This window comes from Brevundimonas guildfordensis, assembly GCF_014836405.1.
In the GTDB taxonomy this organism is placed as follows: domain Bacteria; phylum Pseudomonadota; class Alphaproteobacteria; order Caulobacterales; family Caulobacteraceae; genus Brevundimonas; species Brevundimonas guildfordensis.
Genome location: NZ_JACSQU010000001.1, coordinates 298,348 through 321,022, shown reverse-complemented (window position 1 = coordinate 321,022; position 22,675 = coordinate 298,348). Strand labels below are relative to the sequence as shown.

Genomic DNA, 22,675 nt, shown 5'->3' with positions numbered 1-22,675 from the left:
CTCACAGCAGCACGATAGAGGCGGTCACGTCGCCGCTGGCGTCAGCCGCCAGCGCAGCCGGGATACGCATCTTGCGCGTGGCGCCGCCCGCAATCACGCTGACCTCTCCGACATCGACGCCCGCGGCCGGAACCTCATGCGCCTTGCCGTCGGCCGTCTTGAGCGAATAGCGCGCCTCACGCAGATGGGCGAACCCGTCGCCCGTATTTCGCGCTGTCAGAAGGATGTCGCCGTTCGGCGCGCGAGAAAGGGAGGTCACCTCGACCGCCGCCCTGGCGCTGGCCGGCGCTACAAAGACATAGGTATTGATCGTGAAGGCCAGTTTGACGTCTGCCCCGGCCTCGTCCTCTCCGGTCATCGCCTGCATATTGATCGGCAGTTGCGCCGCACGTACCAGATACATCTTGCCTTCCGGCCCGCTGTCGCCGAGATAGCGCACCTGCACCACCTGTTCGCGATTGGGTGGAATGACGGACTGCACTGGGAAGACGCCGATGTCGTCTTCTTCAGGGACCAGGCTACGGGTGCCGTTTTCGTCAACCTGCATCCGATAGACTTCGATCTCGACCGTAGCCGGCGTCGTGGCGGTGTTGCGCACGGTCAATCGGTAGCTGGATCCGCTTCCTGAAGGCGTGATCTTGGCCACCATCGGCGAGACGTCCATGGCGCGCGTATCTGACGGCGCCGTCATGGCCATCATCAGACAGAGCACCGAAGCTGCGACGACTTGAAATCTCATAACTGCATCTCCCCTGCAGTAATGCGAAAGAAAAACGGGGAGCCTTGCGGGCTCCCCGTTCAGGCTCCATCAAGCTGGGTTCAGCGTGAAGGTGAAGGTCTCCGTATAGGTGCCGGCCGGAGCCGACGCCGCGCCCGGACCGGATGGCGCAGCCGCGCAACCGATCGAACCGGGGTTGGTGTCGTCGCCTTGCGTGCCGCCGACGCCGGGGCCGCCCGGAACGTTGTAGCAGAGGTTCAGGAACAGATCGGCGAAGATGCCGTCAGCCAGGGCTTGGCTATAGCCGCCCGAGTTGGTGACGATCGCCGGGCTGCCGGGCCAGGTGTCTTGAGCCGGGAAGCCCAGGCTCGGCACTTGCTGCACGACCAGATCCCAGTCGTAGTTGATCAGAACGCCAGAGCCCGACTTGAAGTCGCCGTTCGCAGCCTTGGAGGTCAGCTCAGCGCCCCCCGGAGCATTACACGACATCCGCAGGGTGGTGACTTTCTGGCGCTGGCCGTTGGCCACCGCGACATTGCCGCCAGCCACGTTGGCCAGGCCGATGCCGCAGAAGTTGGTCACGCTGGTGCTGACCGTCACATTGGTTTGAGCGCTGGAAACGCCGGGCAGGGCCAGCAGGGCTGCTGCGGCGGTGGCGGCCGCAGTCATCATCAAAGTACGCATCTTCGCCTCCGGGATTTGGTTGTTTAACGAGAGCCCAGACTGTTGCTTCAACATCCTGGCCTTGCGGCTGATCGCCACAATCTCGCCATTTACTACCAGCCCCGCAGGCCAACATCCCCAAGGTTGCTACTCATCTTGGACTAGTCAATTTTAACTAATTGGTCATCAATGCGACGGCGATTCCCCGTAGCGCCTGAGCCGGGCTGAGGCATAATAAGTCAGGCAGGCTCGCCAAACAGCCAAGCTGGCTTGCCGTCCACTCCGCTAAATACTAACCTTCATGTTAGTATTATTTTACACCAACCTCTCAGCGGAATGATGCTCCATGGATGCGGATGTCATAGTCGTAGGCGCGGGCCTCGCCGGTCTGGCCGCCTGCCATGAGCTGGTGACGGGAGGCCAGCGCGTGATCGTCGTGGATCAGGAAGCCGCAGGAAATCTCGGAGGTCAGGCCTTCTGGTCGTTCGGCGGATTGTTCCTGGTCGACTCGCCAGAACAGCGGCGGCTGGGCGTACGGGACAGCCTCGATCTGGCCTGGCGTGACTGGCAAGGCAGCGCCGGATGGGACCGACTTGACGGGCCGGGCGCCGAAGATGAATGGGCTGCGCGCTGGGGCCGGGCCTATGTCGAGTTCGCCGCCGGCGAGAAACGCAGCTGGCTGCGGCAGCTCGGCGTGAAGCTGACTCCGATGGTCGGGTGGGCCGAGCGCGGCGGCGGGACCGCCTTCGGCCACGGCAATTCCGTGCCCCGCTTTCATGTCGCCTGGGGAACCGGCACCGGGGTGTCCGAGCCGTTCGCCGACAGGGCCAGGGATGCGGCGAAGCAAAACCGACTGACGTTTCATCACCGACATCGCGTTGATCAGCTGCTGGTCGAGGGCGGCCGCGTCGTGGGCGTCAGCGGCGCGGTCCTGGCCCCGGACGATGCCCCGCGCGGAGCGCCGACGAACCGCACCGTCATCGGCGACTTCACCCTGAAGGCGCCCGCAGTGATCCTGGCGACCGGCGGCATAGGCGGCAATCACGAACTGGTGCGGCGATACTGGCCTGAACGGCTGGGCGCGCCGCCGCGCGAAATGATCACCGGCGTCCCCGCCTATGTCGACGGCCGGATGCTGGACATCGCCGCTGAGGCCGGGGCCCGCCTCGTGAACCGGGACCGCATGTGGCACTATGTCGAAGGGGTGCGGAACTGGGCGCCGATCTGGCCCCGGCACGCCATCCGCATCCTGCCCGGACCCTCGCCTCTGTGGTTCGACGCCCTGGGTCGGCGCCTGCCGCATCCCGCCCTGCCCGGCTATGACACCATGGCGACGCTGAAACACCTGCGCACTACGCCCGATCTGGCGGCGTACGACCATTCCTGGTTCATCGTCACCGAGACGATGCTGGCCAAGGAATTCGCTCTGTCGGGATCGGAACAGAACGCCGACATCACCAACCGCAATCTGCTCGGCGTCCTGCGTTCGCGCCTGGGCAAGGGCGCGCCGAAGGAGGTGGCCGCCTTCCGCGACAAGGGCGCCGACTTCGCCGTCGCTGATGATCTGGAGATGCTGGTGGCGAAGATGAACGGCCTCACCGAGCAACCGCTGCTCGACCCGGCCCTGATCCGTCGCCAGATCGAGGATCGCGACGCCCAGATGGACAATCCCTACGCCAAGGATGTTCAGGTTCAGGGCATCCACAACAGCCGCCGCTACAAAGGCGACCGCTGGGCGCGCACCTCGGTGCCGCACAAGGTGCTGGATCCGCAGGCGGGGCCGCTGATCGGCGTCAAGCTGCACGTGCTGACGAGAAAGTCGCTGGGCGGACTGCAGACGGACCTGTCCAGCCGCGTCTTGACGCCCGACGGCGCTGTGCTGGAAGGTCTCTATGCCGCAGGCGAAGCCGCTGGTTTCGGCGGCGGCGGCCTGCATGGTTACAACGCTCTGGAAGGCACCTTCCTGGGCGGATGCATCTTCTCCGGGCGAGCGGCGGGACGGGCGCTCTCGGGGCGGAACTGACGACAACAGGGGGAATGACCTATGGGCTCGCCGTTGACCCTGATCGGGCTGCCGATCGCGCTGGGCATCATCATGTTCGGCCTTGGCCTGAGCCTGACGCCATCCGATTTCGTTCGGGTGGGCCGACAGCCGAAAGCGGCGGCGGTGGCCCTGGCGTGTCAGTTGCTTCTGCTGCCGGCGATCTGCTTCGCCCTGGTGCTGGCGTTCCGGCTGCCGCCGATCCTGGCGGTCGGCATGATGCTGCTGGCGGCCTCGCCCGGCGGGACGACCGCCAATCTGTACAGCCACCTGTTCCGCGGCGATGTGGCCCTGAACATCAGCCTGACGGCGATCAACTCCGTCATCGCCGTCGTGACCCTGCCGGTCATCGTCAACCTGGCCGTGGCCTATTTCCAGCCCGGCGACATGAAGGTCGGCCTGCAACTGACCAAGACCCTCGAGGTCTTCATGATCGTGCTGTTTCCCGTGGGTCTGGGGATGCTGGTGCGCGGCCTGAAACCCGGCTTCGCCCAGGCGATGGACAGGCCGGTGCGGATCGCCTCCATCCTGATCCTGACGCTGGTGATCCTGGGCGCGGCGGCGTCCAGCCTGGATGTGCTGCTCGCCAACTTCCAGGCCCTGGCGGGGATCGTCATCCTGTTCTGCCTGTTCAGCCTGGGCATAGGTTTCGCCGTGCCGCGCCTGCTGAAGATCCAACGCCCGCAGGCCATCGCCAGCGCCTTCGAGGTCGGGCTGCACAACGCCACCCTCGCCATCGTCATCGCCCAATCGGTGCTGCGCAGCCCGGAGATGACCCTGCCCGGCGCCGTCTATGGCGTGCTGATGTTCCCCCTGGCGGCGGCGTTCGGCTTGCTGATCACCCGCAAACGCACGGCGGCCGTCGCAGGCTGAACGAGATCAGCCGCGCAGTTCGCGACGCAGCACCTTGCCCACCGCCGTCTTGGGCAGGGGTTCGCTGCGGAACTCGACGATGCGCGGCACCTTGTAGCCGGTCAGTTGCGCGCGGCTGTGAGCGATCAGCATCTCGGTCGTCAGCTCAGGCGATCGCGGCACCACGACGATCTTGATCCGCTCGCCCTGCGCCGCATCCGGCACGCCGACGGCGGCGACCTCCTCGACCAGAGGATGGCTGGCGATCACATCCTCGATCTCGCCCGGATAGACGTTGAAGCCGGACACCAGGATCATGTCCTTGATCCGATCCACCAGGCGTACCCGCCCATCCGCCTGCATCACCCCGACGTCGCCGGTCGCCAGCCAGCCGTCGTCCGACAGCACCCTGGCCGTCTCGTCAGGCCGTTTCCAATAGCCCAGCATCACCTGGGGGCCGCGCACATGCAGTTCGCCCTCTTCGCCGATCCCGGCCCAGCTCCCGTCCTCGCGACGCATGCGAACCTCAGTCGAGGGCACCGGCAAGCCCACCGTTCCATCGAAGCCCATCCCTTCCGGATGCTCCAGATCGACGCGCCCGATACAGACCACCGGCGACGTCTCCGTCAGGCCATAGCCGTCGATCAGCGGCGCGCCCGTCACCGCCTGCCACTCCCCCGCGACGACCTTCTGCGTCGCCATGCCTCCGGCGATGGTCAGCTTCAGATCCGAGAAATCGCGCTCCCGAAACGCCCGGCTCTTCATCAGGCTGACGAACAGGGTGTTCAGCCCGGTCATGCCGACGAAACGCTCCTTGCGCAGGATCCATTCCACCCGCTTGGCGTCGCGCGGATTGGCGATCAGGATGTTGCGCCCGCCCGCCCCGGTGAACATCATCAGGTTCGCGGTCAGCGAGAAGATATGGTAAAGCGGCAGCATGGTGACATTGCCCAGAGGCCGTGTCTGATCAATCTGATCCAGCAGCCAGACCCGCCCCTGAATCGTGTTGGCCAGGATGTTGCGATGGGTCAGCATCGCCCCCTTCGCCACGCCTGACGTGCCCCCCGTATATTGCAGGAAGGCGATGTCTTCGGGACTGATGTGCACCGGCCGCAAAGTCAGTCGCCGGGCCTGTCCCATCACGCGCGTCCACCGATGCGAGCCCGGCAGACGATAGGCCGGAACCATCCTCTGCACGTGACGCATCAGGGCGCTGACGGCGACGCCCTTCAGTCCGCCCATCATGTCGCCCATGGCGGTGACGACGACGTGCCGAAGATCGGTCCCTTCGCGCGCCTGCTCCACCGTGGCGGCGAACATGTCCATGACCACCAGGACGACCGCCCCGCTGTCCTTCAGCTGATGGTTCAATTCACGCGGGGTGTAGAGCGGATTGACGTTGACCACGATCCCGCCCGCGAACAGCACGCCGAACAGGGCCGCCGGATACTGCAGGCAGTTCGGCATCATCAGCGCCACCCGCTCGCCCGGCTGCACGCCGATCGACTGCAGCCAGGCGCCGAAGCTCTTGGCCGCCTTCAGCATATCGCCATAGGTCACCGCCGAGCCCAGACTGACGAAGCCGGGACGGTCGGCGAACTTCAGCGCATCCGCCTCGAACAACTGGGGGACCGAGGCCCAGCGCGCCAACTCATCCTCGATGCAGACGGGCACGCCCTTGCGATAGGACTTGGTCCAGAAACGCTCGGCCCACAGCTGGTCCATCTCCGCAGCGTGATCCGTCACAGCGCTCATTTCTCGACCACTGCGACAACGCCCTGCCCGCCCGCCGCGCAGATGGAAATCAGCCCGCGCCCGCCGCCATTGCGGTCGATCATGGCGGCCAGATTGGCCAGGATGCGCCCGCCGGTCGCCGCGAACGGGTGCCCCGCCGCCAGCGAGCCGCCGTTGACGTTCAGCCTGGCCCGATCGATCGAACCCGGCGCCGCATCCAGCCCCAGCCTTGTGCGAGCGTAGTCCTCATCCTCCCAGGCGCTGAGCGTGCACAGCACCTGAGCGGCGAAGGCCTCGTGAATCTCATAGAAATCGAAATCCTGAAGCGTCAGGCCCAGCCGATCCAACATGCGCGGAACCGCATAGGCAGGCGCCATCAACAGCCCTTCGTCCCCGCCGACGAAATCAACCGCCGCCGCCTCGCCGGTCCGCAGATAGGCCTGAATCGGCAGCCCCCGCGCCTTGGCCCAGTCCTCGCTCGCCAGCAGCACGGTCGAGGCGCCATCGGTCAGGGGCGTGGAATTGGCCGCGGTCAGGGTGCCGTTCTCGCGGTCGAACACCGGCTTCGTCGTCGCCAGCTTCGCCGGATCGATATCCGGCCTCAGATTGTTGTCCCGCCTCAGCCCCCGATAGGGAATGACCATGTCGTCGAACAGGCCAGCCTCCCAGGCGGCGGCGGCGTTGCGGTGGCTGGCGACGGCCAGGGCGTCCTGATCCTCACGCGCGATGTTCCAGCGCTTGGCCATCAGTTCGCAATGCTCGCCCATCGACAGGCCGGTGCGCGGCTCTGCATTGCGCGGCGGCTCCGGCTTGAACGGGGCGGCCAGGCCTGCGCCCAACAGCGCCTCGATCCGACCGCCGGTCGTCTTTTCCCGGTTCGCCGCCAGCAGGGCCTTTCGGAACCGTTCGTTCAGAGCGATGGGCGCGTCGGACGTCGTGTCCACCCCTCCCGCAACCCCGACCTCGATCTGCCCCAGCGCGATCTTGTTGGCGACCAGGATGGCGGCCTCCAGTCCCGTGCCGCAGGCCTGAGACACATCATAGGCCGGGGTGTCCGCGCCGATGGTCGTGCCCAGCACGCTTTCGCGGGTCAGGGCGATGTCGCGCGACAGCTTCAGCACCGCACCCGCCGCCACCTCGCCCAGGCGCTGACCGTGCAGGTCGAAACGGTCGGCCAGCCCCTGCAGGGCGGCGGTCAGCATGTCCTGGTTGGACGCCTCGGCATAGGCGGTGTTGGCCCGTGCAAAGGGAATGCGGACGCCGCCGATAATGGCGACCCGGCGTGGCGCAGGTGCGGTCAGCATGGGGCTTCATCCCTGGATGAAAGGGTCAAACGACCTCGCGTATGGATGCGCGATCCAACAGCGTCGCGCACTTCAAAATGGCGTCCATGGCCGCATGATGCGGCGTACAACGCCGCCTTTCCGGGCAGGAACAGAGGCGCGCGAAACGCGACCTCGACCTCGGCGACCGTCAAGGGTTGCGGCGGCGACAGGGCGGCGATGGCTCGCGCCTTGGTCCACATCCCATGAACGATCGCGCGGCGAAAACCGAACAGCCGCGCCCCCAACGCCGAGGTGTGTATTGGATTGGCGTCGCCGGAAACACGTGCGTAGCGACGGCCCAGTTCCTCGGACAGCCGCCATGTCTCGCTCTGCTCTCCCGCTTCGTCGCTCGCCAGAACCGGCGCAGGTTCGCCCGATCCGGGCCGACCGACGCGCATGTAGAGGCTGGCGCCTTCCCACACGGTCTCGCCGTCGCGAACCGCCATCGTCTCCAGAGGGAAGGCCTGCCCCTTGTCGTGGGCTACGAACCGTCCCGCCCGGGTCCTCAACGTCAGCCGGTCGCCAAGGCCCAAACGCGCATGCTGGCGGATATGGTTATGCAGATGCACCAGACCGACGGCCGGATAGGGAAAGTCCGCTGCCAACAGAATCCGCATCTGCAGAGGAAAGGCCAGAATGTGGGGCCAGGTGATCGGCACGCCCTGCTCGGGCGCAAAACCGCACACGCCGGCATAGGCGTCGACCGCCGTCGCCTCCAACACCGCTTCACGTTCCAGCACGCGGCGCGGCAGCACCGGGTCAGAAGGCGCTTTGCGTATCAGACCGCGCAGGGCGCCGCCGACCACCGCCAGCCCTGACAGAGGAGCGTCGAACCGCTGGACCGCGCCGTCCACGATCATGCGCCCAGCAGGCTCTGGCCGCAGACGCGCACCACCTGCCCGTTGACGCCGCCCGATGCAGGATGCGCCAGCCAGGCGATCGTCTCGGCCACATCGACCGGGCTGCCCCCCTGCCCCATGCTGTTCATTCGGCGCCCCGCTTCGCGAATGGCGAAGGGGATGGCCGCGGTCATCCGGGTCTCGATGAAGCCGGGCGCCACGGCGTTGACGGTCAGGCCGCTTGAAGCCGACTGCGATGCGAGGCGACGGACGGCCCCGATCCACGCCGCCTTGGACAGGGCGTAATTGGTCTGCCCCATGTTGCCGGCGACGCCGCTTAATGAGGATACGGCGACGATGCGGCCATTACGGCGCATTCCCCCGCCCTCGATCAGCGTCTGGGTGATCGCCAGCGGCGCCGATAGATTGACCGCCATGACGCTGTCCCACTCGGCGGGTTCCATGCGGGCTACGGTGCGGTCGCGGGTGATCCCGGCATTATGGATCACCACGTCGTAGCCGCCCCGCTTACGCGCATCGGCGAGCAGGGTCGCGGCCGCGTCAGACGCCGTGATGTCCAGCGCCAGACTGTCGACGCCCAGTTCTTCCGACAGGGCGCACAGGCCGTCCGCCGTCGCGGCCACATCCAGCGCCGTAACCTGGGCGCCCTCACTCGCGAACAGGCAAGTGATGGCTTCCCCGATCCCGCGCGAGGCGCCGGTGACCAGCACCTTTCGTCCTGTGTGGCCGGCGCCGGGTTCGCCTGTCTCGACCGGCGCGGCCACCCGGATCGACTGCCCCGAAACATAGGCCGAGCGCGGCGACAACAGAAACGCCAGCGTGCTTTCGGCGGCCGCCTCCGCGCCCGGCGCCACATAGAGCATATGGACGCCGATGTTGCGCCGAACCTCCTTGGCCAGTGAGCGGACGACGCCCTCAAGCCCGCGCTGCACCGCCTCGCCTTCCGCATCAGCCATCAACTCGGGCGGCGTACCGATCACGACGATGCGGCCATGTTCGGCGACCGAACGAACAGCCTGATGGAAGAAACCATACAGGCCCTTCGCCGCCTGGACGCGCGCGCAGTCCGAGGCGTCGAACACCAATGCGCCATAGCGCGCATCCGGCGACCATTCGGCATGAAGCCCATGCCCCGACGCCTCCATCAGCCCCGCCAGAACCGCCGCCATGGGGCCGTCGCCGCTGCCCCCTAACAGACACGGGCCGACGATCCCCGCCCCCGCCTCTGCGCGACGTTGCAGCGGCGCCGGGCGCGGCAGGCCCAGGGCTCCCGCCACCCAACCGCCCACGCCCGAGTTGACGAAATTCAGATAGCGATCGCTCATCAGGCCGCCTTCTTCTTCGTCTTGGCGGGCGCCGTGTCCGTCGGCCGTCTCGCCAGACCGGCCGCGATATCGAAGTCCGGCGCGAAGTCGTCCACCTGGATCGCCTGATCGGCATGGGCGGCGAAACGACCGATCAACTCGCGCTCCTGCGTGGTGATCAGGCCCTTGCCTTGCGCCTCTGCGGCCCAGCCATCCAGCAGGGTCAGGTTCTGCGGCGCCCTTGCAATCACGCCGCCGCGCACGGCGTCCTTCAGCCGCCGCTCAATGGCCTCGACCTGCGGATAGAGATCAAAAGCGGCGAGAGTCACGGCGATGGGATCGACCTCCACCTGCGCCGTCCACGACCCGGCGATCAGACGGTCGCGCGCCGGGCCGTGGGTCTGGATCAGGGCGGCGACAGCGGCGGCGCAACGGTCGTCCGGTTCGGACGTCTTCAACCCGAACGGCGCCCCGATCAGCTTCAGGAACAGGGCTGCGCCCCGGCTTGGGTGATTGGCCAGCAGGCTGCGCCAGGCCGCGCCGGCTCGCGCCAGAGCGTCCTGCGCCGCCCAATGAACGAAAGGCAGGTCCTCCGCTGGACGGCCTTCATCCTCAAACCGCTTCAGCACGCTGCTGAGAATGAAGAGCTGAGACAGGATGTCGCCCAGACGCCCCGTCAGCGCGCCCTTTCTCTTCAAGGCGCCGCCCACGGTCGCCATCGACAGGTCCGAAGCCAGCGCCAGCAGAGTCGAGAGCCGCGTCGCCGCGCGATAATAGCGCTTCAACTGCGGCGCCGCGTCGCGAGGCGCTCCGATCAGGACGCCGCCCGTCAGGCCAAAGGTCAGCGCTCGCGCCACATTGCGGAACAGAAAACCGACATAGCCGAACAGGGCGGCGTCGAACGGCTTCAGCTCGCCCGCCTCCGCCGTCCGCATCAAGGTCAGGACATAGGGGTGGCAGCGGATCGCCCCCTGACCGTAGATGATCAGGGTGCGGGTCATGATGTTGGCGCCCTCTACCGTGATAGCGATCGGCACCTGCTGATAGGCGCGCGCCAGATAGTTGCTGGGGCCCATGCAGACCCCCTTGCCGCCAATCACATCCATGGCGTCGTTGATGACGATGCGCGCGCGTTCGGTGACGTGATATTTGGCGATGGCCGAGACCACCGATGGCTTCTCGCCCTGGTCCAGCGCCGCCGCCGCCAGACGCCGGACGGCGTCGGTCGCATACAGATGGCCCGCCATCCGAGCCAAAGCCTCCTGCACGCCCTCAAAGGCGCCGATCGGCTGGTTGAACTGACGTCGGATGGCGACATAGGCGCCGACCATCCCTACGGCAAGCTTGGACATGCCGACATTGGACGACGGCAGGGAGATAGCCCGGCCCGCCGCCAGACATTCCATCAACATGCGCCAGCCCGCCCCGACCTGAGCGCGCCCGCCGATCACCATCTCCATCGGCACAAACACGTCGTCGCCTGTCGTCGGCCCGTTCTGGAAGACGGCGTTAAGCGGCCAGTGCCGCCGCCCGATGTTCACGCCGGGATGATCACGCGGGATCAGAACACAGGTGATGCCCGGCTCGGCCTCGGCGCCTAACAGACCGTCGGGATCAACCGCGCGGAACGCCAGACCTAGCACGGTCGCGACCGGCGCCAGCGTAATGTAGCGCTTGCGCCAGCTGATGCGGAAACCCAGCGTCTCCTCGCCGTTCCACATCTGCTTGCAGACCACGCCCGTGTCCGTGATCGCGGCGGCGTCAGATCCCGCATAGGGGTTGGTCAGGGCGAAACAGGGGATCTCCTCCCCCCGCGCCAGACGCGGCAGATAATGGTCTTTCTGTTCTTCCGTGCCGTAATGCAGCAGCAGCTCGGCCGGTCCCAGGGAGTTTGGCACCATCACCGACACCGCCGCCGCTGAACAGCGGGTCGACAGCTTCTGGATCACCTGACTGTGGGCATAGGCCGAGAAGCCAAGCCCGCCGTACGCCTTGGGCACGATCATGCCCAGAAAGCCCTTGTCCTTGGCGTAGGCCCAGGCTTCAGGCGATAGATCCTGCCAGACCGAAGTGGTCTCCCAATCATTGGCGAGGTTGCACAGTTGCTCGGTTTCAACGTCCAGGAACCGCTGCTCCTCGCCTGTCAGGCTGGGTGAAGGCGTCGACAACAGCCGCCGCCAGTCGGGCCTGCCCGCAAAAAGCTCAGCGTCCCACCAGACATTGCCCGCCTCGACCGCCGCTTGTTCAGTGGCGCTCATGCGCGGCATGATCTGTCGAAAAGCGCCCATCGCCGGACGGGACAGCAAGGCCCTTCGCAAGGGTCTGAACATCAGCAGCGCCAGGATCGGTACTGCGGCCCCAGCCATGACGCCAGCCGTCGACGGCGAGACGTTCCCCAGCTTCCATCCCGCCAGAATCCAGAGCCCGGTCAACAAGGCCCACCACGTCATGCGGGCTTGAAGAAAGGTCAGGATGAAGCCAGCGCCCAGCACGGCGCCAATCCATATCAGCATGGTCGATCCCCCGCCGTCGCTGGCGCCGCCAGCCCTCCGGCTTGTTCAAGTTCTCGCCGAACCCCCACCCGGCACGCTACAGGCCGGGACCGTCGGCGGGTCATGAGAGCAGAGCGGTCGCCTGCGCCCCAAGCCCGCGTTACCCTTTCCCTCCCAGGTAGGCGTTGCGCGCTGACGCTGGCACCCGATCATAGATCGTGGGGGGCGAGATCTTCAGACGACGCCGCGCTTCATCCAGCGGTTCAGCGAGAAGCCGCTCGTAATCCTCGCCTGGCAGCCACGCCGCCCGGCAGCCGTTGCGCCAGGCCTGAAATACCGCCCGCCCACAAGGAAAGCCGGTCCGGGCGCGCATGAACTGCACCGCCACGCCTCCGGCGATCAGGCCGAATCCGGCGCTGCGGGTCTGAGGCAGGGAAAAGGCCACGACGCACGCCTCTCCCAGAGCGTCTGAGTGGTATCCGGTCAGCACATGCCAGATGTCGTGAACGTCACGCAGTCGTCGCGCGTACCACGCCCGCGGGTGCGCCGCCTCGATCTCGGTGTCGGCCACCTTGCGACTATCCGCTGCCAGGCCATAGGCGGTGAAGTTCTGCGGTTCGATGAAGGCGCGATAGGCCGCGCCGACGGTGCCCGGACCAAACTGCGCCAGCCAGTCGCGGTCCTGCAGTCGATCCGACAACTCCAGGCGCTCATAGGCCTGTCGCCCCCCCTCGGGGGTGTCCAGCATCCGGCGATAGCCCCAGTCGGGAGACCGACCGGACAGGGCGTTCATGATCTCGAATACCTGACGCGTGTCATCCTTGTCCGCCACCAGGTCACGCAAGGCGCGGATTGCCCGCACAGGCTGCACCCGGCGTGTGGTCGCATGACTCGGCAGGCGAGCGCTCCGGTCCGCGGCGCGAGCCCCCGCGAGGATGGCTGAACCTGTTGGCACCGACTTTCGCTCCCTAAGGCCAAATGACGCCAGCTACATGCCCAACACTGACAACAATGTCAATACCGACACGAGCGCTCTTGGGGCGTGCGCACCCACGCTGGCGCATGCCCCATGCTCGGCGCTAAGGTTGGGCTGACGGAGACGACGGCGTCCAGACGACGACATCGCCGGGCTCGAGGCCTGACAATACCTCCACGCCCATAGGGCCCACGCGTCCCACCACGATCTCGCGCCGCTCGGGCTCGGCGCCGCGCCCTCGAACCATGATAAAGGCGTGGGGCGCCGCGCCCTGGACCGCGTCGGGGGGGGGGCGACCAGGGCGCTTTCATTTTCATAGGCGACGATCGCCAGATTGGCGGTCATGCCGATCCGCACAACCCGCGCAGCGTCTGACGAGAGGGGGTCCAGTCTCACGCGCGCTTCAAACACGGCCTTGTTCGCGCCCCCCTCGGCACTCGCTTCGCCCGCGACCCCGGTCACTATCCCCGTCAAAGTCTTCCCGCCGAACCCCGGCCCGGTAACGACCGCCCTCTGTCCGGGATGAACCGCGCCCAGATCCAGTTCATCGAGCATGAAGACCACATCAAGCGCAGCCGTGCTGGCTATCACCGCCAGGGATTGGCCTTTAGCCACGCGGCCGCCAGTCCGCACGGCCTTGTCGACGCCGTCTCCTTGGGACGCTGGCCTGACGATCACTCCGCCCTGCGGCGCGATGATGACGCCGTCGCCGCCGCTTCGTACCGCATCGTACTGCGCCGCGGCGACAGCGCGTTGCAGCGATGCAAGACGCTTCTCTCCGGCGCCCGCCCGCTTGAGGGTCTCAGCAAGCTCTTCTCGCGCGGCAACGAGCGCTGCCTCGCGCTGGCGACGCTGTTGCAGGAAGCCTTCGTACTCGCTTCGCGGCACGAGCCCGCGCTCCAGCAGGGCCCGGGTTTCGACAATTCTCGCCTCGAGATCTGCCAGATCGGCCTCAGCGGCGGCCATCGCCCGTGTCGCACGCCGCACCTCCACCCCGACTTCCCATCCAACTACCCGGGCGGCCTCGGCGTCCGCTTTCAGCCAGGCGGATTCGGCTTCCGCGCGACTTCGCAGGACATCAGAGGCGTCAAGCTCGAGCAGGCGTTGGCCGGCTTCGACCTGATCTCCATACTCGAACAGGACGCGGGTAACGCGGGCGTCGAACGGCGCACTCAGGTCGATCCGCTCGCCAGGCGTCACACGCCCTGAAAAATTGACTGTGACGACAAATAGCGCGCGCATCATCGTCGCGCTCTGCTCCTCCGCCCTGGCCTCGGACGCCCCTCCGCGCGCCAAGCTGTACGCGGCGCCTGCGCTCAGCACAGCGGCCACGGCCAGAGCCGCCTGCGCCTGACGGGACTTCAGTCGTTCAAGGATATGCGCCATGTCTCGAGCGTGCTCCCGATTTGCTGATCCAGGGCCGTCAGCGCATTGAGGTAGGCGATGTCCGCTGACAGCTGCTGGGCGTCGGCCGCGCGTAGATCGGCTTGGAGAGACAGGACCTCAAAGTTCGAAGCCCGGCCAAAGCGCAGCCGCTCGTGGCCTATCTCAAGCGCTTGCTCGGTCAAGGCGCGGGCCCGCCTGGCGGCCTGAACCTGAAGCCAACTGGCCTCCACCGATTGAACCGCATCCAAAACCTGACTCTCCACCGACTGTTTCATCTCTTCGAAGGCCAGTTCGGCCGTCTGCACATTGGTGTCCGCAGCCAGCCAGCCTTGCCGCCTCGACAGATCGCCGATCGGAATGTTCAGCCGCAATCCCACCGTCGTGTCGGTCTCATCGAACCGATCCAGGAGCCGCGGGCCGCTATCGCGCGTGGCCGAAGCCACCAGAGACACGTCCCAGAGGCGCTGATTACGCGCCACGATGAGCGCCTGACGCACCTGCTCGAGAGACTTGCGCTGCGCGAGAAGATCGATACGCGACGAAAAGGCCTTCTCCATCGCGCTATCCAGATCCACCTCGACCCAGACCGCCGCAGCAATAGAATTCAGAACTTCTTGCTTACGGAAATTGCATAGAGCCGGGGGTCGAGCGTGAACACATTGGCCGGTAGCCCGGTGTCATCACTGTTCGTGAAGGCATCTGTCAGCGGCGACTTGTCAAAGACGTTTTTGACATAGGCCTGGATCGCTAACCCATCATCGCTGTATATGCCCAGCGATACATTGGTATTGTCCCATGCCTTAAGACGATCATACTCCGTGTTATAAACTCTAGCGTAACTAGAAGACTGGAAATAGTGATCGAGTCTTAACGTCACCTCGAACGAGGCTGGAAACCAGCTGTATTGCATGCCGATGTTCGCGGTCCAGTTGGGCGAATTCGGCAGCTCGTTACCAGAAATGTCGGCGTAGAATCCGCGCCCTCCATTGGGGGCCGTCCGATAGTCATACGTAAAGCCATACAGCATATACAAAGGTATCGGCCCGTATTCGGGTGAGAAGTTCGGATCAAATGTCCCTGTGCGTACAGACCCCCCGCACAGAGCAGACAAGGCCTGAACCCCGAAATTCTCGGGCAGCCACGAGTTCAAGATCGCCTCAACATGCTCTCGCGGCGCGATACAGTTGGACGGCACCTGCAACCACGGCCGAACAACGACCCAATCCTCGTTCCCCTGGGCGCGGTTCATCACGTCAATCGATTGAGAGCCGTCGCCCAGACGCGTGTTCAGGTAGCCAAGGTTGGCGTCCACTCTGAAGTTTCGATTGGGTTGGAAGATGGTCTCCAACTCCAAGCCCCACGAGCGCGCGTCAAAATTCTCATTCAGAGAGATGCGGTCTGTAATCTGGGAAACCTGATAATCCTTATAGTCGTAATAGAAGGCGGTGGCGTTGAGCCTCAGCCCGCCGTCCATAAGAGTATTTTTAGAACCGATTTCGAATGCATTGACATACTCGGGGTCAAACTGGGATTCCAACGGCTGATACTGGACGACGACAGGGTTGATGTTCATTCGCGGAGGATTGGTTCCGCCGCCCTTGTAACCCCGCGCGTAAGAGGCGTAGATCAAGGTATCGTCCGTGAAGCTGAGCTTCGGCTTCCAGTCAGCAACCAGGCGGCCTGTCACGGCCTGCCAGTTCTGCTTGACGTCAGGCAGGGCGGAGAAGCCCCGCCGGCGATAACCGCCAGTCGCCGCGCCCTCCCCCTTGTCGTCGGCGCCCAGAAGCAGTTCGCTTGGGTAAGGCGTCGTGACCTTCGTATCATCCGTGTATCTGAGCCCGGCGGTGAGTCTGACGTCGGATGAGACATCCCAGTAGAACTCTCCGAACACAGCCATGGACTCGACCTTGACCTTGTTCAGGCTGCGAAAATAGTTGTGCCCGTCGCCATCCAGGTCGTTTAACGACGTTGGATCTACGTACACGCACTCCTTCCATTGCGTGTCGTCGCAATCAGCTTTGAAAAGCCCAAATCTGGAGATATCGGAGTTGTACCAATACTCCGCGATCATCGTGAATATGTTATTGAAGACGTAGTAATCGTCTTGCGTTTTAAAGTTCAGGTAGTTCGCGCCTACGCTGAAATTCACGCCGTTCGACCAGTCAGACGCGAGTCTGAACTCCTGGTATATCTGCTTGTTATCCGACTGGCTCAGGTCAGCGGATATCATCCGGTTCGACCGTCCGAGCTGCGGGTCATAGTACAGCCCGCCAGATGTCATGTCCTGCTCAAAGGGCTCGCCAAAAACATCAATGAGACTACCCATGTCATTGACGATTGGATTACTAAGGTATCTGGCGTAATCCTGGGACGAATAATAATCGTCCTTAGAATATGTTGTCTGAGAAACGAATTTCAGATTGTTAGGAAGATCAAATTCGACATTCAGTTGCACCACGTCATTCTTGGCTCTGAACACCGGATCGTACGACATGGAAAACTCGCGCAGATTGCGAGGATTTTCCACGCCTTCATATGGATCCACTCCGAAATCTATCGGATTCACGTACCTTCCTGAAACAGGATCGGTGCCTCCGCTAATGCCTCCAGCGACAAACATATAGGCGAGCGAAGCGGCATTGGGCGCGCTGTAAGCTGCGTCGCTATAGAGAGAGCCCGGCAGACAGCCCTGACTTAGGCGATCGCGAAGGGCCTTGGACGTCACAACCGTATTGCCGACCTTGGTCGGACCGGGGTCCCGCGTACAAAGCATCTTACCTGTGCGCGCCCGCCGGTCATCCTCTTCAAAATGCTCCCAGGCAAGGTTCGCGCGGAAGTTGTCCGAAGGCTCCCACGCGGCGGAGAGGCGCGTAGACCACAGGTCGCGATCATTGACGCGCCGATCCGTGTGGCTGTTGTAGTCAAAGCCGTCACGCTTGGTCAGCGACGCCGCCGCCCTGACCCAGAAGGTATCGGCGACTGGCAGGTTGACCATCATCTGGCCGCGCATCGAGCTGTAGTTGCCAGCTTCTGCCTTGAGCATCGCCTCAAAATCTGGCCCAGGCAGATTGGGGATCATGTTGACGACGCCGCCAGTGGCGTTGCGTCCATACAAGGTGCCCTGGGGCCCGCGCAGGACCTCGACGCGATTGACGTCCAGGTATTCCTGCTCGAACAGCCGGTTACGGATCAGAGGGCTGTTGTTGAAGCTGACAGCCACCGCCGGGTCCGACGCGGCGGACACTGCTTTCGTGCCGATCCCCCGGATCGAGAAGTTATACATGCTGAAATTCGACTTGGAGAAGCTGACGTTGGGGACCGCCCGCATCAGCTCTGCCCCCCCTTCAATCTTAAGGGCGTCCAGGTTCTCGGCGGAAAGCGCCGTGACCGCGATCGGCACGTCCTGGATGGATTGTTCCCGCTTCTGGGCCGTAACGATGATGTCGCCGACCGTCGTCGCGTCCTGGGACGGCGCGGCCTCCTGAGCCAGCGCGGGGCCGGCCGCTGCAAGAAGGGCGACAGCCGACGCGGTGACAGTCAGACGCGCACAATTACGGGCCGCAGAAGCCATGAAAACCCTCCCCTGCACGGCCCTGCTCCCCAGCCTGGCCGAATGCTTCCTCCCGCCTTTAGTCGAGCTGGCGACGAGGCGGATGCGCCGACAGCTGCCCCTAACGATCCATCTATTGATACGCGTGTCAACAACTTACTTACATAGATGTCGGATAACCTAAGGGAAGGATTCGGGCCCCCGCCGCGACGCATTCCCGCCGACGCTCTGCGCCCTGCCCGAGGCATCTGGCTGATTTATTTGAGAGAGGCGGGGGGCTTTCAAGAGAAGCCCCGGATGCTTCTGGCTTCAGCCTGAATGTGTCCGCGCCGACCTGTCCGGCCCATCTCCGGTTGTCCGATCGGGGGCCGCCGGCGCAAGCAAGGTTTCACGAAACACCGCGACACCCTTACACTCATCCGACACGCGCGACGCGTCAGCGGGCTTGCCGCCGTCCTCGGCGATCCGTAAGAGACTGCTACCTACACGGATGTCACTCCAACCAATGTCGATCACGAAGCCCGAGAAACCGCGCCGCCGTCGCCGTTCGCCAGAGGAAGCCCGCCGCGAGGCGCTGGCTTCGGCGCGAACGCTTCTGATTTCGGGGGGGCCGAACGCCGTGACCCTTGCTGCCGTGGCGGCAGAGATCGGCGTCACCCATGCGAATTTGATTCACCATTTCGGCTCGGCCGCGGGCCTGCAGTCGGCCTTGATGGGATCAATGGTCGCAGATCTAAGCGATGCCCTGGACGCTGCGGTCGCCCGGCTTCGCACCGATGAGGGCGCCCCTCTAGAGCTGATCAACGCCGTGTTCGACGCCTTCGCGGCCGGAGGGGCCGGTCGCCTGGCGGCTTGGATCGCCTTGTCCGGAGACCTGTCGCACCTCGAACCGGTGCGCGAGGCCGTTCAAGCCCTTGTGGTGGCCATCCAAGAGAAACTGGGCCTGAACGTGGATAATCCCGATGAAACGATCGGGTCAGCGGTCCTCTTCATCGCCCTGGGCGCCTTTGGGGATGCGCTGATCGGAGCGCCCCTGCGGGAAATGCTGGGCCAGTCCGAGGACGCCAGCCGCAGGGTCACGGCCAGCCTGCTGCCCGCTTTCCTCGCCATGCATCCCCGAGCCGACTAGAGGCCGGCGGCCGCGCCTTGCTCCCGGCTCGGCGCGTCAGCAAGGAACGAACCCCGTCGCCTGACGCCGCGGCCAGACCCAGCCTTTTGGGAAGAAGGAAGGGGCCGCATCTTGCGGCCCCCCGAAGTCAGAAGCGGAAGGTCAAGAATGTCCCCAGGTAGGACTGATCTTCCGCCGTCCCCGTCTCTTTCAGGAAATCCCCGGCCTTGGTGTAGTTGGCCACGCCCATCACCGAAACAAAGGGCGTCAGGGCGTAGCGGGCGAAGACGCCCGTGCGCCAGCCGACATAGGACGACTGCCCCTCGTCGGCGCTGCGAAGCACCATCCCGGACAGGGCGTAGAGGCCGTCGTCCTTGCTCTGACGCCACAGGCCCGCCGTGTTGGCGCCGAGGGTCAGCTTGGGCGAAGGCCGCACCGTCACCTCGGGTTGCAGCAGCACCATGTTGGCGAAGCCCAGATCGGTGCGCAGGGCCGCCGGTTGCGGGAACAGGGGGTTGAAGCTGTTCAGCTTGCCGTCGTTCGGGTCCTTGTCGCCGGACCCGACGTCCAGACGCACGGCCACGCGCGGCGACCACTTCACGTCCGCGAAGGTGCGGCCGCCGACGGCGGAGAAGAACCACGCGTCGATGTCGAGGTCGCGGAACGAGCCCCACTGCTTGACCGCCTCGACCTCATAGTCCCAGGGCGCGACCTTGCCCGACAGGCGCACCGACAGGGTGTCGCGATCATCGCGGCCGGCGATCTGGCCATCGAACGGCGTCACCAGGCGATCGGTGTTAGCATAGAGCAGCTCCAGCTTCGGCGCCGTCGCCCCCTGCCCCAGCGTCTTGGCCGCCGTGGCGCCATACAGGCGATAGTCGAAGTTGGTGGCGTCGTCCCACGAAGCCTTTCCTTCGCGCAGGGCATAGCCGGCGAAGGCGCCGCCGCTCCAGCCGGTCGGGCTGTCATACAGCACCCGCACCATGTCCAGAGCCACGCGGGCGTTGGCCCCCTCTCGCATGTCGAACAGGCGGAAACCGCCTTGACCGAACTCCTGTCGGCCCGCACGGACGCGCAGCGCGCCCTCGCCCAGAACCGTCTTCGCTTCGACGAAGGCTTGGTGCAGGTCGGTGCGGTTCTCCTCAATCACCGGCTCGCCGCTAGAGAGCCCCGAGGTCCGCGCGTCCTGAACATCCACGAAGGCGCGCAGGGAGGACCCCAGATTCAGTTCGCCCCACAGCCGGGAGCGGGTCTGGAAATTGCCGCCGGTATCCTGAAGGCCGCGACCGAAGCGCTCATTGTCGCGGTGTTCGGCGCGGAAGCGCAGTTCTCCGCCGAAACTCGCCCAGACCGGGCTGCCCTCGCCGCCGACCGGGGCGTACTTGAACTTCGACCAGGTCGAGGTCCGTCTGGCCGGGTCCGCCAGATAGGCGTAGCTTTCGTCGTGGTTGATCAGCTTGAACGGCGGAGGGGCGGCCGGCGCGGCCGGCGTGACGGCTGGCCCCGCTGCCGGCGCCGTCGGGATCGGAGCCTCGGCGGCGGCGGGCGTAGGGGCGTGCGACAACAATGCGGCGGCGGCCGCAGCAACGATGGTCATGGATTTCCTCCGGGAAAGGGCGCGGTTGGCTCCGCGCTCGGTTCGACTGGATGTTGGATTATTCGGCGTCGGGCTGTTGGCCCGGCACGGCGTTCTGGAAGGCGGGAAGCTCGAGGCAGGCCGCCTCCAGGGCCGCCAGGCGCGGCCAGCGAATGTCGACGCCAAACCGCCGGGCATTGCCCAGCTGCGGCACGATGCAGATGTCCGCCAGGGTCGGAGCGTCGCCAAAGGCGAACGGTCCCGGCTGGTCGGCCAGCAGTTTATCGACGGCGTCGAGCCCTTCCTCAATGGTGGTCGCGGCCCAGGCCTGGACCTGCTCTTCGGCCAGGCCAAGGTCGCGCAGGCGCTGCAGGACCTTGAGGTTCTGCACCGGGTGGATATCGCAAGCGACAACTTGGGCCACGGCGCGAACCTTGGCCTTCAGCACGGCGTCGGCGGGCAACAGCGACGGCTGGGGCGCCACCTCGTCCAGATATTCGATAATGGCCAGAGACTGGGTCAGGACCGCACCGTCGTCCGTCACGAAGGCGGGCAACAGGCCCTGCGGGTTGAGCGCCAGATAGTCCGGCGCGCGCTGATCGCCCTTGCGCAGGTGGTGGCTGGCCTGCACGGCCTCCAGCCCCTTGAGACCAAGAGCGATACGAACGCGCCAGGAGGCCGTGGAGCGGAAATAGCCGTGCAGGATCATGGGGTCAGACTCCGGCGCGACGACGCACGCCGCCAAGGGTGAAGACAGCGATCGAAGCGATCACGGCGGGGATGACGGCCAGCAGGATCAGCGACTGCGGGGACCAGTTCTGGGCCAGCAGCACGCCGCCGACCAAGGGGCCGACGATAGCGCCGATGCGGCCCACGCCCAGCGCCCAGCCTACGCCCGTGGCGCGGATGGCGGTCGGATAAACGGCGGCCGTCAGGGCGTTGCAGCCGATCTGGGCGCCGACGACGCCGAAGCCGGACAGCGCCGCGCCCAGCAGCAGGACGGTCAGATTGGTGCCGCCGAAGGCCAGCAGGGCGATGAAGGCGGCCGAGGCGGCATAGGCCGTGCCCAGCACCAGATAGGGGCTGAGTTTGTCGATCATCCGGCCCAGAACGATGGCGCCGACGACTCCGCCCAGGTTCAGGGTGGCGGTGGACAGAATGGCCAGGCTGAGCGGCAGGCCCGCGCCCTTCAGCAGGGTCGGCAGCCAGTTCACCAGGAAGTACATGACCAGCAGGTTCATGAAGAAGGCGACCCACAGCAGCAGGGTCACCGGCGCGCGGCCCTCTCGGAACAGCTGGAAGACCGAGAAGCCCTTGGCCGCCGACGATTGCTCGTCCTTCAGGCCGGCGATGAACTCGCTGACCGAGGCGTTGGCGTCGATCTTCTTCACGATGGGAGCGATCTTGTGCTCCGGCGCGCCCTTGGCGACCAGAAAGCGCACCGACTCCGGCAGCATGAACCAGAGCACCGGCAGCAGCAGCAACGGCAGGACGCCGCCGACGACGAAGACCGAGTGCCAGTCCCAGGTCGCGATCAGCCAGGTCGAGATCAGGCCGCCGATGGTCGAGCCCAGCGGGAAGCCGCAGAACATGACCGTCACCAGCGTCGCGCGCAGGCGGGCTGGGCCGTACTCGCTGGTCAGGGCGATGATGTTGGGCATGGCCGCGCCCAGGCCGACCCCGGTGATGAAGCGGTAGATCAGCAGTTCATTCATCGACCCGGCGAGGGCCGTCAGCAGGGCGAACAGGCCGAAGATGAAGGTCGAGATCAGGATGACCGTCTTGCGGCCGAACTTGTCCGCCGCCGGGCTCAGGGTGAAGGCGCCGACCGTCAGGCCCAGAAGACCGATGGCGAAGATCGGGCCGAACGCCGAGGGGGCCAGGCCCCAGTCCTCGGCGATCTTGGGCGCGACGAAGGCGATCGACTGAGTGTCGAAGCCGTCGAGCATGGCGATGATGAAACACAGCGCCGTGACGCCGAACTGTAGCGGGCCGAACTTGGCCCGGTCGATGACGGCGTTGCCGCCGCCCTCACCCATGGCTGCCATATGTGTAGTCCTCCGACGGAGGGCGTGTCTGACGCGCGCCTC

18 protein-coding genes are annotated in these 22,675 nt (G+C 65.3%); 4 read left to right on the top strand and 14 right to left on the bottom strand.

Annotated elements, in window-relative coordinates; all coding sequences use genetic code 11:
* Nucleotide 1: 1 nt before the first annotated feature.
* Nucleotides 2-739 carry a fimbrial biogenesis chaperone gene (locus H9656_RS01465; protein WP_191742524.1) on the bottom strand — a complete coding sequence of 246 codons (738 nt, stop codon included), beginning with the start codon at nt 737-739 and terminating at the stop codon, nt 2-4.
* A gap of 69 nt (nt 740-808) precedes the next feature.
* Nucleotides 809-1,402 (bottom strand): hypothetical protein, encoded by a 594-nt coding sequence (locus H9656_RS01460; protein WP_191742523.1) that lies wholly within the window; start codon nt 1,400-1,402, stop codon nt 809-811.
* Between the two features lie 325 nt (nt 1,403-1,727).
* On the opposite strand from H9656_RS01460, the gene H9656_RS01455 reads away from it, so the two are divergent.
* Both H9656_RS01455 and H9656_RS01450 read left to right on the top strand, forming a co-directional pair.
* The gene (locus H9656_RS01455) at nt 1,728-3,404 is read left to right on the top strand and encodes an FAD-binding dehydrogenase (RefSeq protein WP_191742522.1); all 1,677 of its coding nucleotides are present in this window, start codon (nt 1,728-1,730) and stop codon (nt 3,402-3,404) included.
* A gap of 21 nt (nt 3,405-3,425) precedes the next feature.
* On the top strand, nt 3,426-4,295 hold the full coding sequence (locus tag H9656_RS01450; RefSeq protein ID WP_191742521.1) for a bile acid:sodium symporter family protein: 870 nt from the start codon (nt 3,426-3,428) through the stop codon (nt 4,293-4,295).
* A 6-nt stretch (nt 4,296-4,301) separates the two neighbouring features.
* Here H9656_RS01450 and H9656_RS01445 read toward each other — a convergent pair whose 3' ends face one another.
* From H9656_RS01445 to H9656_RS14305, 7 genes are all read right to left on the bottom strand, one after another.
* On the bottom strand, nt 4,302-6,029 hold the full coding sequence (locus H9656_RS01445) for an AMP-binding protein (RefSeq protein ID WP_191742520.1): 1,728 nt from the start codon (nt 6,027-6,029) through the stop codon (nt 4,302-4,304).
* A complete protein-coding gene (locus H9656_RS01440) occupies nt 6,026-7,312 on the bottom strand; it encodes an acetyl-CoA C-acetyltransferase (protein WP_191742519.1) in 1,287 nt (428 codons plus the stop codon). The genes H9656_RS01445 and H9656_RS01440 overlap by 4 nt, the downstream gene beginning before the upstream one ends.
* A complete protein-coding gene (locus H9656_RS01435; protein ID WP_191742518.1) occupies nt 7,306-8,193 on the bottom strand; it encodes a MaoC family dehydratase in 888 nt (295 codons plus the stop codon). The genes H9656_RS01440 and H9656_RS01435 overlap by 7 nt, the downstream gene beginning before the upstream one ends.
* A complete protein-coding gene (locus H9656_RS01430) occupies nt 8,190-9,518 on the bottom strand; it encodes a 3-oxoacyl-ACP reductase (RefSeq protein ID WP_191742517.1) in 1,329 nt (442 codons plus the stop codon). The genes H9656_RS01435 and H9656_RS01430 overlap by 4 nt, the downstream gene beginning before the upstream one ends.
* On the bottom strand, nt 9,518-12,010 hold the full coding sequence (locus H9656_RS01425; RefSeq protein WP_191742516.1) for an acyl-CoA dehydrogenase: 2,493 nt from the start codon (nt 12,008-12,010) through the stop codon (nt 9,518-9,520). Before H9656_RS01425 ends, H9656_RS01430 begins: the two co-directional genes overlap by 1 nt.
* Nucleotides 12,011-12,149: 139 nt before the next feature.
* Entirely contained in the window at nt 12,150-12,851 is a 702-nt protein-coding gene (locus tag H9656_RS01420; RefSeq protein ID WP_191742515.1) for a Coq4 family protein, read from the bottom strand.
* A gap of 126 nt (nt 12,852-12,977) precedes the next feature.
* Nucleotides 12,978-14,207, bottom strand: coding sequence for an HlyD family secretion protein (locus tag H9656_RS14305; RefSeq protein WP_225212304.1), 1,230 nt, complete (start codon nt 14,205-14,207; stop codon nt 12,978-12,980).
* Between H9656_RS14305 and H9656_RS14180 the strand changes: the two genes are divergently transcribed.
* Entirely contained in the window at nt 14,185-14,319 is a 135-nt protein-coding gene (locus H9656_RS14180; protein WP_263598605.1) for a hypothetical protein, read from the top strand. The two genes, H9656_RS14305 and H9656_RS14180, sit on opposite strands and share 23 nt — an antisense overlap.
* A 7-nt stretch (nt 14,320-14,326) precedes the next feature.
* Here the strand turns inward: H9656_RS14180 and H9656_RS01410 are convergent, their stop codons facing one another.
* The gene (locus tag H9656_RS01410; protein WP_191742513.1) at nt 14,327-14,908 is read right to left on the bottom strand and encodes a TolC family protein; all 582 of its coding nucleotides are present in this window, start codon (nt 14,906-14,908) and stop codon (nt 14,327-14,329) included.
* Between the two features lie 47 nt (nt 14,909-14,955).
* Nucleotides 14,956-17,922, bottom strand: coding sequence for a TonB-dependent receptor (locus H9656_RS01405; RefSeq protein ID WP_191742512.1), 2,967 nt, complete (start codon nt 17,920-17,922; stop codon nt 14,956-14,958).
* A gap of 484 nt (nt 17,923-18,406) precedes the next feature.
* Between H9656_RS01405 and H9656_RS01400 the strand changes: the two genes are divergently transcribed.
* Nucleotides 18,407-19,030 (top strand): TetR/AcrR family transcriptional regulator, encoded by a 624-nt coding sequence (locus tag H9656_RS01400; RefSeq protein ID WP_191742511.1) that lies wholly within the window; start codon nt 18,407-18,409, stop codon nt 19,028-19,030.
* Nucleotides 19,031-19,157: 127 nt separating this feature from the next.
* On the opposite strand, the gene H9656_RS01395 is transcribed toward H9656_RS01400, so the two are convergent.
* The 3 genes from H9656_RS01395 to H9656_RS01385 are packed head-to-tail and all read right to left on the bottom strand — an operon-like array spanning nt 19,158 to nt 22,633.
* Nucleotides 19,158-20,606, bottom strand: a complete 1,449-nt coding sequence (locus H9656_RS01395) for an alginate export family protein (protein WP_191742510.1) — start codon at nt 20,604-20,606, stop codon at nt 19,158-19,160.
* Between the two features lie 58 nt (nt 20,607-20,664).
* Entirely contained in the window at nt 20,665-21,294 is a 630-nt protein-coding gene (gene maiA, locus H9656_RS01390; protein ID WP_191742509.1) for a maleylacetoacetate isomerase, read from the bottom strand.
* Nucleotides 21,295-21,298: 4 nt separating this feature from the next.
* Nucleotides 21,299-22,633: an MFS transporter gene (locus H9656_RS01385; protein WP_191742508.1), complete on the bottom strand. Its 1,335-nt coding sequence runs from the start codon at nt 22,631-22,633 to the stop codon at nt 21,299-21,301.
* Between the last annotated feature and the right edge of the window lie 42 nt (nt 22,634-22,675).